We start from the raw sequence: 12,848 nt of genomic DNA, 5'->3' as shown, positions 1-12,848 counted from the left end.
TACATGGCAAGCGATAAATTTGAAGTGGTGCACGACGCGCCGATGCTGGTAGGCGAAGCGGCAACCTGGCACGAGGTCGAGTCGGCACTGTACTGGGTGGACATCAACGGCCTCACGGTCAACCGCGTGCACCCGGCCAGCGGCAAGTATTCGTACTGGAAGATGGGCTCGGAGCCTACGGCGCTGGCGGTCGACGGCGACAACAACCTGATCGTGTCCCTGCGCTCCGGCCTGATCTGCCTGAACACGACCAGCGGCAAGGAAACGCCGATCGCCGACGCGCCCTACGACACGTCCATCGTCCGCTTCAACGACGGCCGCGTGGACCCGGCGGGCCGCTTCTGGATCGGCACCATGTACGAGCCGCGCGACAAGCCGGCGGCCGATATGTACGTGCTCGAGCGCGGCCAGCTGCGCCGCGCCTGGGCCGGCGGCATGACCAACTCGAACGGCCTGGCCTGGAGCCTGGACGGCAGCACGATGTTCCATGCCGACACCACCACGCACCGGATCGACTGCTACGACTACGACCCGGCCACGGGCACGCATTCGAACGCACGCACCATCAAGACCTTTTCAACTGACAAGTCGGCAGCCGACTATGGCGGCCGCCCGGACGGGGCCACGATCGACAGCGAAGGCGCCTATTGGGTCGCGATGTTCGAAGGCGGACGCGTGCTGCGCATCTCGCCGACGGGCGAGATCCTGCGCGAGATCGCGCTGCCGCTGCGCTGCCCGACCTCGCTGGCCTTCGGCGGGCCGGACCTGCGCACGCTGTACATCACCAGCGCCAGCCACGGGCGCTCGGCCGAGGAACTGGCGCGCTATCCGCTCAGCGGCAAGGTGCTCTCCATCCGCGTCGACGTAGCGGGGCGCGAGGAGCCGGAATACCGGCACAAACCATAAGGGATCAAGGCCGGGTGATCTCGCGCACCTTCGCCATGAAGTCCATCAGCGCGAAGGGCTTGATCATCAGGTGCATCCCCTCCAGCACCTCTTGCGCCGGCGCCGACTCGGCATAGCCGGTAATCAGGAGCACCGTCGTCTCCGGATCGTCCGCCAGCGCCGCCTCGGCCAGCTGGCGCCCGTTCATTCCGCCCGGCAGGCCGATGTCGCTCACCAGGAGGTCGACGCGGTCGATGTGGCGCAGCTTGGCCAGCGCCGTGCTGGCGTCGCCCGCCTCGAAGATCGTATGCCCGGCCTCGCGCAGCACTTCCGCCAGGACTTCGCGCAGCGAGGCTTCGTCGTCCACCAGCATGATGGTCAGCTCGCGCTGCATCGCGTCCTGCTCCGGGACCTCGAGCTTGACGCGCGGCTCGGGCAGCTCGCCGGTGAAGCGCTCCAGGTCGATATGGACCGCCGTGCCCTCGCCCGGGTTCGAGGCGATGCTCACATGGCCGTTGCTCTGCTTGACGAAGCCGAACACCATCGACAGGCCCAGGCCCGTCCCCTGCCCGATCGGCTTGGTGGTGAAGAAAGGCTCGAAGGCGCGCGCCGCGGTCTGCTGGTCCATGCCGGCGCCGTCGTCGACCACGCTGATGCGCACATGGCCATTGGACACCAGTCCCGACGCTTTCACGCGATTGTCGGGCTGGAGGTCGGCGGTGCAGATCCGGAGCCGGCCGCCGCGCGGCATCGCATCGCGCGCATTGATGGCCAGGTTGAGGATCGCGTTCTCCAACTGATGCGGGTCGCAATGGGTCAGGCGCCAGCGGCTCTCCAGGCTGAAATCGACGCTGATGCCCGGCCCGACGGTACGCGTGACCAGCTCGGCCATCGAGGCGACCAGGTCGTTGACGTCGGTCGGCCGGGGCTCGAGGGTCTGGCGGCGCGCGAAGGCCAGCAGGCGGTGGGTGAGCGTGGCCGCGCGCTGGGCGGCCTGCTGGGCGCCGTCCAGGTAGCGCGGCAGCTGGGCGACGCGGCCGGCGTTGAAGTGGAAGCGCCCCAGCTCGAGGTTGCCGACCACCCCGGCCAGCATGTTGTTGAAGTCGTGCGCCAGCCCGCCGGTGAGCTGGCCGATCGCCTCCATCTTCTGTGCCTGGCGCAAGGCTTCCTCGGCCTGGCGCAGCGCCTCCTGGCCCTGCTTTTCCTCGGTCACGTCGCGCCCGGCCATGAACAGCAGCCCGCCCTGCGGCACCACGGTCCAGGACAGCCAGCGGTAGCTGCCGTTGCGATGGCGGGTGCGAATCTCGTAGCGGGTGATGGTCCTCCCTGCCCCCAGCTGGGACAGCACGGCCAGCAGCTCCTCGCGCTGCTCCGGATGGGCGAACTCGATGAAGGGCGTGGTGCGCAGCTCGTGCTCGGTCCAGCCCATGGCTTGCGTGATCGCCGGGTTGCAGCTCAGGAAGTAACCCTCGGTCGAGGCGACCGCCAGCATCTCCTGGGCCATGTCCCATAGCCGGTCGCGCTCGGCCGTGCGCTCGTCCAGCAGTGTCGCCAGGCGGGCGTTCGCCTCGCGCAGCGATGCCTCGGCCCGGGCGCGCTCGACCGCGTTCCAGACGCGCTCCGCCACGTCCTCCACCAGCTCGACCTCGTAAGGTGTCCAGGCGCGCGGCTGGTGGTGGTTGACGACCAGGATGCTGCTCAGGTATCCGCTGCGCAGCACCGGCACACTGATCTCGGCGCGCGTGTTCACGGCCAGGAAACTGGCCACAGTGTCGGGCTCGGCTTGTCCCAGCTCGGCCGGAATGTCGGCATGGACGCTGGTCTTGCCGGAAAGCAGGTGGTCGTAGACGTTCTTGCCGAACTCGGTCGTACTGAAAGGACCGATCAGCTCGGTCATCGGCGCCGCGATATAGTTGGAATGGAAAAAGCCGCGCAGGCCGTCGTCGGCGATTTCGCTGAACAGCACGCGCCCGACGCCCAGCTCCTCGCCCAGCAGCTGGCCGGCGCGCCGCATCACTTCGCGCGCGTCGGACAGGCCGCGCAACTGGTCCGCCATGGCCACCTGGAAGGCCAGCCGGCGCTCGGTGGTGACGCGGCGTGTCGTGTCCGTTCCCATCCCGTACAGGCCCGCGATGCTGCCGTCGTCGGCATGGATGGGCGAATAGGAAAACGTGAACCAGGTCTGCTCGTGGCGGCCGTTACGGAACATCACGAGCGGCATGTCCTCGATATAGACCGACTCGCCCGCCAGCGCGCGCCTGATGAGCGGTTCGAGCTGCGGCCACAGCTCGGGCCAGACCGCGCGGAATGGGCGGCCGAGTGCGGCTGGATGCTTGTCCTGCAGGAACTCCACGTAAGGCTGGTTGTACAGCAGGCCGAGCTCGGGTCCCCAGAACACGAACATGGGATGCCGGGCATCGAGCATCAGGCGCACCACGGTGCGGATCGCCGGCGGCCAGGTATCCGGTGCGCCCAGCACCGACGATGCCCAGTCGTGCTGGTGCAAGCGGGTACGCAGTTCGTCGGACCATGTGGCCAGGGGAGCGGAAAACATCGCAAGCTTCCAAAGTGGGCGCGCCTAGAATGTAAGGCCTAGCAAGTACTTTTGTGACATTGTAACGTCGCAGCGCCGATCCCCGTTTTCCCTAGGAGAGCCGCGCCCGCTTCGCGCCGGATGTGGCACCATGCTGCAAGCCATGGCTGCGTTTGCGTAGTAAATTTACTTGCAAATCACATATCTATGTAGTAAATTTACAATCGCGTTCATATCCTTTTCCCCATCGATACACACCATGGCCCTTTCCGATTTCGACCTCGTTTTCTTTGGCGGCAGCGGCGACCTTGCGATGCGCAAGCTGCTCCCCGCGATGTACGCGCGCGACGTCTGCAACGACCTGCCCGACACGGCCCGCATCATCTGCGTGGGCCGCGACGACTTCTCGCAGGAAGACTTCCTCCAGTTCATCGAGAAGAATTCGAAGCCGCACATCAAGGAAACGCCGCAGGACGAGACCTGGGCCCGCTTCCTCAAGCGCATCGTCTACGTGGCGCTGAACGCCACCGACGTGTCCACCTTCGGCCCGCTGGTGGAAGCACTGCGCAAGGACGACGCGCTGACCCGCGTCTACTACCTCGCGACGCCGCCGCATCTGTTCGCGACCATCTGCGACAACCTGGCCGAAACCAGGCTGGTCTCGCCGAACTCGCGCGTGGTGCTGGAAAAGCCGCTGGGACGCGACCTGGCTTCGGCCAAGCAGATCAACCTGGATGTCGGCAAGGTCTTCCTCGAGACGCAGATCTACCGGATCGACCACTACCTGGGCAAGGAGACCGTGCAGAACCTGCTGGCCCTGCGCTTCGGGAACATCCTGTTCGAGCCGCTGTGGCGCCGCGAGTGGATCTCGGACGTGCAGATCACCATCGCCGAGAAGATCGGCGTGGGCAACCGCCTGGGTTACTACGATACCTCGGGCGCGCTGCGCGACATGCTGCAGAACCACCTGCTGCAGCTGCTGTGCATCGTGGCGATGGAACCGCCCACCTCGATCGCGCCGGACGCCGTGCGCGACGCCAAGCTGCAGGTATTACGGTCCTTGAAGCGCTTTACCCCGACCACGCTGGCGCAGAACATCGTGCGCGGCCAGTACCGCTCCGGCCACATCGACGGCCAGGCGGTGCCGGGCTACCGCGAGGAGCCGGACGCGCCCAAGCAGTCCAGGACCGAGACCTTCGTTGCCATGAAGGCCGAGATCGACACCTGGCGCTGGGCCGGCGTGCCCTTCTACCTTCGCACCGGCAAGCGCATGGCCGACCGCCTGGCCGAGATCGTGGTGCGCTTCAAGCAGATCCCGCATTCGATCTTCAACCAGCCGACCTCGAGCTTCCAGCCAAACAGCCTGGTGATCCGCCTGCAGCCGGACGAAGGCCTGTCGATGAACCTGATGGCCAAGACCCCGGGCGACTCGATGCGCCTGAAGCAGGCCGAGCTCGAACTCGACTTCCGCGAGCAGTTCACCAGCCCGCGCATGGAAGCCTACGAGCGCCTGCTGGTCGACGTGCTGCGCGGCCAGCTGACCCTGTTCATGCGCGGCGACGAACTGGAAGCCGCCTGGGAATGGGTCGAGCCGATCCTGGAACACTGGGAACAGAACGACAGCGCGCCGGTGCCCTATACCTCGGGCACCTGGGGCCCTGCCGCCTCGAGCGCGCTGATCGGCCGCGACGGCCTGCAGTGGCGCGAAGAAGTGCTGCCTGAAGACTGACGGCCACCATCATGCTGCTCGACTCCATCCGCACCCAGCTCGACTCGCTCTCCAAATCCGAGCGCAAGGTGGCGCTCGCCGTGCTCGCGGCGCCATCGAACACGGTGAGCCAGAACATCACGGCGCTGGCCAAGAGCGCGCAAGTGTCGGAACCGACCGTGGTGCGCTTCTGCCGCACCCTCGGCTACGACGGCTGGCACGAGTTCAAGCTCAAGCTGGCCCAGGGCCTGGCGCTGGCCCTGCCGGGCGCGAACGAGCAGCCGGCGCCGGACGACCTGGCGGCCGACCTGGTGAATAAAATCTGCAGCCGCTCGATCAACACCCTGCTCGACCTGCGCAACAACCTCAAGCCGGAACTGGTCCAGAAGGCCCTCGACATCCTGTCGCGCGCCAACAAGATCGAGTTCTACGGCCAGGGCTCGTCGGGCTTCGTCGCCGCCGACGCCCAGCACAAGTTCTTCCGCTCGGGCGTGCCGACGGTGGCCTACACCGATCCGGCGATCCACTCGATCGCCGCGGCCCTGCTGCGCGAAGGCGATGCGGTCGTGGCGATCTCGCAGCGCGGCAACAATCCGGCCCTCACCCGCTCGGCCAAGCTGGCGCGCCGCGGCGGGGCCGACGTGATCGTGCTGGCGCCCTCGGGCACGCCGCTGGCGGAGATCGCGACCCTGTTCATCCCGATCGACCTGGTGTTCGCGATCGACCCCTACACGCCGATCTCGGCGCGCCTGGCCTACCTGGTCGTGATCGACGTGCTGGCGGTGGGGCTGGCGCTGCAGCGCGGACCGGAATTCCGCAAGAAAATGCAGAATGCGCAGAAGGCGCTGCAGGAGTTCGACATGCAGTTCGATTCGTTCATAGGCTGACCCAAGCCACCACAGGTGTAAAATACCCGGTTTCCATAGCATCCCGGGTCTACGCCAATGCACATCAATCCCGAACGCAGCTCCCGTCCCGACTACGCCCTGTTGGAGCGCCAGGTCGAGAGCGTCCTCGAAGGCGAACGCAGCCTGATGGCGAACGCCGCGCAGTTTTCCGCCCTCGTCTACGACACCCTGGCCGACCTGAACTGGGCCGGTTTCTACTTTACCGTTCCGGCGCGCAAGGGCGACGGCCATGACCTGCTGGTCGGCCCCTTCCAGGGCAAGCCGGCCTGCGCCCGCATTCCCTTCGGCCGCGGCGTCTGCGGCGCCTCCGCCGCCGAGCGCAAGACCATCGTGGTGCCGGACGTGCATGCCTTCCCGGGCCACATCGCCTGCGATTCGGCATCGAATTCGGAAATCGTGATCCCGCTGGTCAAGGACGGCGAGGTCGTCGGCGTGTTCGATATCGACAGCCCGCAGCTCGACCGATTCTCCGACGAAGACCGTGAAGGACTGGAGCGCATGCTCGCGGCCTTCATGGACGGCACCGATTTCTCCTGACTCTTTACTTTGGCTTCCACCATGAACCAACTCGAACAACTCAAGCAGTACACCACCGTCGTCGCCGATACCGGCGATTTCCAGTCGATCAAGGCCTATGCCCCGCAGGACGCGACCACCAACCCGTCGCTGATCCTGAAGGCCGTGCAGAAGCCGGAATACCGTCCGCTGCTGGAGAAGGCCGTCGCCGACGCCAACGGCGCATCGGTCGACGCCATCGTCGACAGCCTCCTGATCGCCTTCGGCGTCGAGATCCTGAAGTACGTGCCGGGCCGCGTCTCGACCGAGATCGATGCCGCCCTTTCTTTTGATACCGAAGCGACCGTCGCCAAGGGCCGCGAACTGATCGCCCTGTACGAAAAGAACGGCGTGTCGCGCGAGCGCGTGCTGATCAAGATCGCCTCGACCTGGGAAGGCATCCGCGCTGCCGAGATCCTGGAAAAGGAAGGCATCCACTGCAACCTGACCCTGCTGTTCTCGCTGTGCCAGGCCGTTGCCTGCGCCGAAGCCGGCGTCAAGCTGATTTCGCCCTTCGTCGGCCGCATCTACGACTGGTACAAGAAGTCGACCGGCACCGACTACACCGGCGCGGACGATCCGGGCGTGCAGTCGGTCAAGCGCATCTACCAGTACTACCGCAAGTTCGGCTACCAGACCGAAGTGATGGGCGCGAGCTTCCGCAACACCTCGCAGATCCTGGAACTGGCCGGCTGCGACCTCCTGACCATTTCGCCGGACCTGCTGCAGAAGCTGGCCGATACCGAAGCGCCGGTCGAGCGCAAGCTGGTCGCGGACGCAGGCGCCGACATCCAGAAGATCGCGATCGACGAGAAGACCTTCCGCTTCATGCTGAACGAAGACGCAATGGGGACCGAGAAGCTGGCCGAAGGCATCCGTGCCTTCGTGGCGGATTCGATCAAGCTGAAGAAGATGATCGAAGAACTGCTGAAGTAAAACAAAAGCGCACCCGAGGGTGCGCTTTCTACATGGGGCGCCGCTCAGGCGCCTCAGGCGGCGCGCAGCCCCGCCAGGTAGGTATCGATCACCGTCCCGCCCAGTTCCCGCAGGTCGAACAGGGTCGGCTCGAAGATCCAGTTGCGGATCAGGCCGTCGACCAGGATCCAGCCGCCCTGTGCGGCCGCCAGCGTGCCGATGCCCGGACGCAGCATGCCCTTTTCCTGGGCCTGTTTCAGCTGACCCTCCATCCGCTCCTGCCACAGGCCGATCGACTCGCGCCGGCGCGCGCGCACCGCGTCCACCTCGTCGATGAATTCCGTCTTCAGCGTGGCGATCTCGAACACGCGGCGCGCCTTCTCGTCCTCGACCACGATGCGCAGCACGGTCATCATGTCGTCGCGCAGGCATTGCAGCGGATCCTTCACGTCGCGTTCGTGGTCGAGCTGCTGCAAGGCTTCGTCCATCGGCAGTTTCGCGCGATCGAACATGGCGTTGAACAGCGCGGCTTTGTCCAGGAAATGCCAATAAATAGCACCGCGCGTCACACCCGCAGCGGTCGCAATATGCTGTAAAGTCGTTCTTGAAACGCCTTGTTCAGCAAACAATCTTTCAGCAGCATCCAGGATGCTGTCGCGGGTTGCCGCAGCTTCCGCTTTGGTTTTACGTGCCATTTTTTTTGCGCCCTCCCATTTGAAGGGGCTCTCCAGCAATAAACATACAGCCGTGATAGTATATAAAACTGTCCGTAAAATCCAGTGACAATTCCTGCGTGATCGAAAGGTGTGCGCCGGATATCGAAACAACAATGAGAAGGAAGCATACGTAATGCGCTCAGACCACTCCTCCCACTCCCTGACCCGCATCGCCGCAGGCACGCTGGTGGCCATCGCCCTGTTGTCGGGCTGCGGCAAGAAAGATGCCCCGGCGGCCGGCGGCCCGGGCGGCGGCATGCCGGCCCCGGAAGTTGGCGTCATCACCACCAAATACGAACCGGTCGCGCTGCTGACCGAACTGCCGGCGCGCGCCGAGCCGGTGCGTACCGCCCAGGTCCGTGCGCGTGTCGACGGCGTGGTGCTCAAGCGCCTGTTCACCGAAGGCAGCATCGTCAAGCAGGGCCAGTCCCTGTTCCAGATCGATCCGGCGCCCTACCAGGCGCGCCTCGCGGCGGCCCAGGCCGACGTCGGCAGCGCCCAGGCGACCCTGAACCAGGCCACCGCCCAGGCCGAGCGCTACAAGCCGCTGGTGGAAGCCAATGCCATCAGCAAGCAGGAATACACCAACGCCGTCGCCGCCCAGAAACAGGCGGAAGCGGCCGTGGCGGCCGCCAAGGCCCAGGTGCGCATCGCCCAGATTAATACCAGCTATGCCAACGTCTATGCCCCGATTTCGGGCCGCATCGGCCGCGCGCTGGTGACCGAGGGCGCGCTGGTGTCGGCGGCCCAGGCCACCGAACTGGCCTTGATCCAGCAGACCGACACGATGTACCTGAACATCACCCAGTCGGCCAGCGAACTGCAGCGCCTGCGCAAGCAGGCCGGCAACAACGCCAGGGACGCCGCGGTCAGCGTGATCCTCGACGACGGCACCGAGCTGGCGACCAAGGGCCGCCTGCAGTTCTCGGACATCACCGTCGACCCGGGCACCGGCCAGGTCACCCTGCGCGCCACCGTGCCCAACCCTGATAACGCCCTGCTGCCGGGCCAGTACGTGCGCGTACGCCTGGCCCAGGCCGAAATCCCGAACGGCATCGTGGTGCCGCAGCAGGCCGTCACCCGCGGCGGCCAGCAGGGCGATACCCTGATGGTCGTCGGCGCGGACAACAAGCCGGCCCAGCGCGTCGTCAAGATCGGCTCGCAGCAGGGTTCCAACTGGATCGTCACCGACGGCCTGAAGGAAGGCGAGCGCGTGATGGTCGACGGCTTCCAGAAGCTGCAGATGCTGCCGCCGGGTACGCCGGTCAAGGCAGTGCCCTGGCAGGCCGCGTCCGCGCCGGGCGCGGCGCCGGCGCCGGCCACCGCCAATGCCGGCCAGGCCGCCGCCAACAACGCGCGCCAGCTGCCTGCTTCGGCCCCGTCGGGCTCCACCGCCGGCGCCGCGCCGGCAGCCGCCTCGACGCGTAACTGAGCTGCTGCAGGAAAAGAACAGGACTAATTCATGGCACGTTTTTTCATTGACCGCCCAATTTTCGCGTGGGTGATCGCGCTGTTCATCATGGTGATCGGCGCGGTCTCGATCACCCAGCTGCCGGTCGCCCAGTATCCGAACGTGGCTCCGCCATCGATCGTGATCAATGCCGCCTATCCGGGCGCCTCGGCACAGACCCTGGAAGACTCGGTCATCTCCGTCATCGAACGCGAGATGAACGGTTCGCCAGGCCTCGTCTACATGGAATCGAGCAGCACCGCCAACGGCAGCGGCTCGATCACCCTGACCTTTGAAACCGGCACCAACCCCGAGCTCGCGCAGGTGGACGTGCAGAACCGCCTGTCGCGCGCGGCCCCGCGCCTGCCGGCGGCGGTGAACCAGCAAGGCGTGCGCGTCGACAAGGTGCGCGCGAACTTCCTGCTGTTTACCATCCTCTCGTCGGACGATCCGAAGTGGGATCCGATCGCGCTGGGCGACTACGCCTCGCGCACGGTGCTGCCTGAAATCCAGCGCATCAAGGGCGTCGGCACCGCGCAGCTGTTCGGTACCGAGCGCGCCATGCGCGTCTGGATCGACCCGGCCAAGCTGGTGGGCTACCGCCTGTCGCCGGCCGACGTCAACAACGCGATCCGCAGCCAGAACGCCCAGGTGGCTTCGGGCACCATCGGCGAACTGCCGCTGGCGAAAGGCCAGGAAATCACCGCGACCGTGGTCGTCACCGGCCAGCTCTCCACCGTCGAACAGTTCGGCAACATCGTGCTGCGCGCGAACCCGGACGGCTCGACCGTGCGCCTGAAGGACGTGGCCCGCATCGAAATCGGCGCCCAGGCCTATGGCACCTCGGCGCGCCTGAACGGCAAGCCGTCCACCGGTATCGGCGTGCAGCTGGCGCCATCCGGCAACGCGCTGGAAACCGCGCGCCTGGTGAAGCAGCGCATGGACGAACTGTCGAAGTTCTTCCCGCCCGGCGTGAAGGCCACCGTGCCCTTCGACAGCTCGAAGTTCATCGACATCTCGATCGAGCAGGTGCTGCATACCCTGGTCGAAGCGCTGGTGCTGGTGTTCCTGGTGATGTACCTGTTCCTGCAGAACTTCCGCTACACGATCATCCCGACCATCGTGGTGCCGGTCGCCCTGCTGGGTTCGCTCGGCACGCTGCTGGCGCTGGGCTACTCGATCAACGTGCTGACCATGTTCGGCATGGTGCTGGTGATCGGTATCGTGGTCGACGACGCCATCGTGGTCGTCGAGAACGTCGAGCGCATCATGTCCGAGGAAGGCCTGCCGCCGCTCGAAGCAACCCGCAAGGCCATGGGCCAGATCTCCGGCGCCATCATCGGCGTGACCGTGGTCCTGATGTCGGTGTTCGTGCCGCTGGCCTTCTTCGGCGGCGCGGTGGGCAACATCTACCGCCAGTTCTCCGTCGTCATGGTGTCCTCGATCGCCTTCTCGGCCTTCCTGGCGCTGTCCCTGACGCCGGCGCTGTGCGCGCACTTCCTGAAACCGGTCGCGGCCGGCCATCACCACGAGAAGCGCGGCTTCTTCGGCTGGTTCAACCGCAAGTTCGGCGCCACCGCCAAGGGCTATGAAGGCTGGGTCGGCAAGCTGATCCGCCACTCGGGCCGCGGCCTGGTGGCCTTCGTGCTGGTCTGCGGCCTGGTGACGCTGTTCTTCACCCGCATGCCGAATTCCTTCCTGCCGAACGAAGACCAGGGCTACGTCATCGCCAACATCCAGCTGCCGCCGGGCGCGACGCTGGAGCGCACCAGCGAAGTGATGGCCACCGCCGAAAACTTCATCATGAAGCAGCCGGAAGTGGCAAACATGGTCAGCGTGCTGGGCTTCTCGTTCTCGGGCGCCGGCCAGAACATGGCCCTGGCCTTCATTCCGCTGAAGGACTGGGACGAGCGCAAGGGCGCGGGTTCGGACGCCCAGTCGGTGGCCAACCGCATCATCGGCGGCCTGTCGGGCATCCGCGACGCCTTCATCTTCGCGCTGTCGCCGCCGCCTATTCCCGAACTGGGCCGCGGCACCGGCTTCAGCTTCCGCCTGCAGGACCGCGGCGGCAACGGCCACGAGGCCCTGCTGGCGGCCCGCAACCAGCTGCTCGGCATGGCCGCGCAGAGCCCGATCCTGACCGGCGTGCGCCCGGAAGGCCTGGAAGACGCGCCGCAGGTTCGCCTGGACATCGACCGCGACAAGGCGCAGGCGCTGGGCGTCACCTTCGACGCGATCAACACCGCGATCTCGACTTCGCTGGGCTCGGCCTACGTGAACGACTTCCCGAACGCCGGCCGCCTGCAACGCGTCGTGGTGCAAGCCGACGCCAAGGACCGCATGCAGCCGGACGACCTGCTGCGCATCAACGCGCTCAACGTCCAGGGCCAGCCGGTGCCGCTGTCCTCGTTCGCCACCACCAAATGGGTGACCGGTCCGATGCAGACCCTGCGCTACAACGGCTATCCGGCGATGAGCATCTCGGGCGACGCCAAGCCGGGCTACTCGACCGGCGACGCGCTGGCCGAGATGGAGCGCCTGGCGGGCAAGCTGCCGGCGGGCTTCGCGTTCGAATGGACCGGCCAGTCGCGCGAGGAACAGCTCTCCAGCGGCACCATGGGCATCCTGATGGCCTTCTCGCTGCTGGCGATCTTCCTGGCCCTGGCGGCGCTGTATGAAAGCTGGTCGATCCCGGTGTCGGTGCTGCTGGTGGTGCCTTTCGGTATCCTGGGCGCGGTGCTGGCGGCGCTGATGCGCGGCTACCCGAACGACGTGTACTTCAAGATCGGCCTGGTGACCATCGTCGGCCTGGCGGCAAAGAACGCGGTCCTGATCATCGAATTCGCGAAAGACCTGCAGGCGCAGGGCAAGTCGCCGATGGAAGCGGCGATCGAGGCGGCGCACCTGCGCTTCCGCCCGATCATCATGACCTCGCTGGCCTTCATCCTCGGCGTGCTGCCGCTGGTGATCGCAGGCGGCGCCGGCTCGGCATCGCAGCGTGCGATCGGTACCGGCGTGATGGGCGGTATGATGACGGCTTCCACCCTGGGCGTGCTGTTCGTGCCGCTGTTCTTCGTCGTGGTGCGCAAGCTGTTCAAGGGCAGCAAGCGCCAGCAGGACAAGTACGCGCACCATGCTGACGCGGCCACGGTCGTCGAAGGAAAACAACCATGATCCA

9 protein-coding genes and 1 pseudogene are annotated in these 12,848 nt (G+C 66.1%); 7 read left to right on the top strand and 3 right to left on the bottom strand.

From position 1 onward, the window contains the following. Positions 1-3: 3 nt before the first annotated feature. Positions 4-906: an SMP-30/gluconolactonase/LRE family protein gene (locus ACK6C6_RS04260; protein WP_409266066.1), complete on the top strand. Its 903-nt coding sequence runs from the start codon at positions 4-6 to the stop codon at positions 904-906. Positions 907-910: 4 nt separating this feature from the next. Here ACK6C6_RS04260 and ACK6C6_RS04255 read toward each other — a convergent pair whose 3' ends face one another. Further along, on the bottom strand, positions 911-3,439 hold the full coding sequence (locus ACK6C6_RS04255; protein ID WP_409266065.1) for a PAS domain-containing protein: 2,529 nt from the start codon (positions 3,437-3,439) through the stop codon (positions 911-913). A gap of 238 nt (positions 3,440-3,677) precedes the next feature. On the opposite strand from ACK6C6_RS04255, the gene zwf reads away from it, so the two are divergent. From zwf to tal, 4 genes are read left to right on the top strand one after another with little or no spacing between them, the layout of a single operon-like run. Then, on the top strand, positions 3,678-5,147 hold the full coding sequence (gene zwf / locus ACK6C6_RS04250) for a glucose-6-phosphate dehydrogenase (protein WP_313030549.1): 1,470 nt from the start codon (positions 3,678-3,680) through the stop codon (positions 5,145-5,147). An 11-nt stretch (positions 5,148-5,158) separates the two neighbouring features. Then, a complete protein-coding gene (locus tag ACK6C6_RS04245) occupies positions 5,159-6,013 on the top strand; it encodes an SIS domain-containing protein (RefSeq protein ID WP_027864391.1) in 855 nt (284 codons plus the stop codon). 57 nt (positions 6,014-6,070) lie between these two features. Then, a complete protein-coding gene (locus tag ACK6C6_RS04240) occupies positions 6,071-6,571 on the top strand; it encodes a GAF domain-containing protein (RefSeq protein WP_409266064.1) in 501 nt (166 codons plus the stop codon). Positions 6,572-6,592: 21 nt separating this feature from the next. After that, positions 6,593-7,525, top strand: coding sequence for a transaldolase (gene tal / locus ACK6C6_RS04235; RefSeq protein ID WP_285380848.1), 933 nt, complete (start codon positions 6,593-6,595; stop codon positions 7,523-7,525). 53 nt (positions 7,526-7,578) lie between these two features. Here the strand turns inward: tal and ACK6C6_RS04230 are convergent, their stop codons facing one another. Continuing rightward, complete coding sequence (locus ACK6C6_RS04230; RefSeq protein WP_409267301.1) at positions 7,579-8,016, bottom strand: hypothetical protein; 438 nt, start codon at positions 8,014-8,016, stop codon at positions 7,579-7,581. Between the two features lie 57 nt (positions 8,017-8,073). Next, positions 8,074-8,199, bottom strand: a pseudogene (locus ACK6C6_RS04225) (TetR family transcriptional regulator); the annotation flags it as partial. 154 nt (positions 8,200-8,353) lie between these two features. On the opposite strand from ACK6C6_RS04225, the gene ACK6C6_RS04220 reads away from it, so the two are divergent. Further along, entirely contained in the window at positions 8,354-9,652 is a 1,299-nt protein-coding gene (locus ACK6C6_RS04220; protein WP_409266062.1) for an efflux RND transporter periplasmic adaptor subunit, read from the top strand. A gap of 30 nt (positions 9,653-9,682) precedes the next feature. Further along, on the top strand, positions 9,683-12,844 hold the full coding sequence (locus ACK6C6_RS04215; protein WP_409266060.1) for an efflux RND transporter permease subunit: 3,162 nt from the start codon (positions 9,683-9,685) through the stop codon (positions 12,842-12,844). Positions 12,845-12,848 lie beyond the last annotated feature (4 nt).

Source organism: Massilia sp. BHUDP2 (assembly GCF_046236355.1).
In the GTDB taxonomy this organism is placed as follows: Bacteria; Pseudomonadota; Gammaproteobacteria; order Burkholderiales; family Burkholderiaceae_D; genus Telluria; species Telluria varians.
Note: the sequence above shows the minus strand (reverse complement) of the source record. Positions and strands in the feature narration are given on the sequence as shown.

Bases quoted from the DNA above. Each gene is read 5' to 3' on its own strand.
- ACK6C6_RS04260 (WP_409266066.1), top strand. From the start codon at position 4: ATGGCAAGCGATAAATTTGAAGTGGTGCACGACGCGCCGATGCTGGTA.
- ACK6C6_RS04255 (WP_409266065.1), bottom strand. From the start codon at position 3,439: ATGTTTTCCGCTCCCCTGGCCACATGGTCCGACGAACTGCGTACCCGC.
- zwf (WP_313030549.1), top strand. From the start codon at position 3,678: ATGGCCCTTTCCGATTTCGACCTCGTTTTCTTTGGCGGCAGCGGCGAC.
- ACK6C6_RS04245 (WP_027864391.1), top strand. From the start codon at position 5,159: ATGCTGCTCGACTCCATCCGCACCCAGCTCGACTCGCTCTCCAAATCC.
- ACK6C6_RS04240 (WP_409266064.1), top strand. From the start codon at position 6,071: ATGCACATCAATCCCGAACGCAGCTCCCGTCCCGACTACGCCCTGTTG.
- tal (WP_285380848.1), top strand. From the start codon at position 6,593: ATGAACCAACTCGAACAACTCAAGCAGTACACCACCGTCGTCGCCGAT.
- ACK6C6_RS04230 (WP_409267301.1), bottom strand. From the start codon at position 8,016: ATGTTCGATCGCGCGAAACTGCCGATGGACGAAGCCTTGCAGCAGCTC.
- ACK6C6_RS04220 (WP_409266062.1), top strand. From the start codon at position 8,354: ATGCGCTCAGACCACTCCTCCCACTCCCTGACCCGCATCGCCGCAGGC.
- ACK6C6_RS04215 (WP_409266060.1), top strand. From the start codon at position 9,683: ATGGCACGTTTTTTCATTGACCGCCCAATTTTCGCGTGGGTGATCGCG.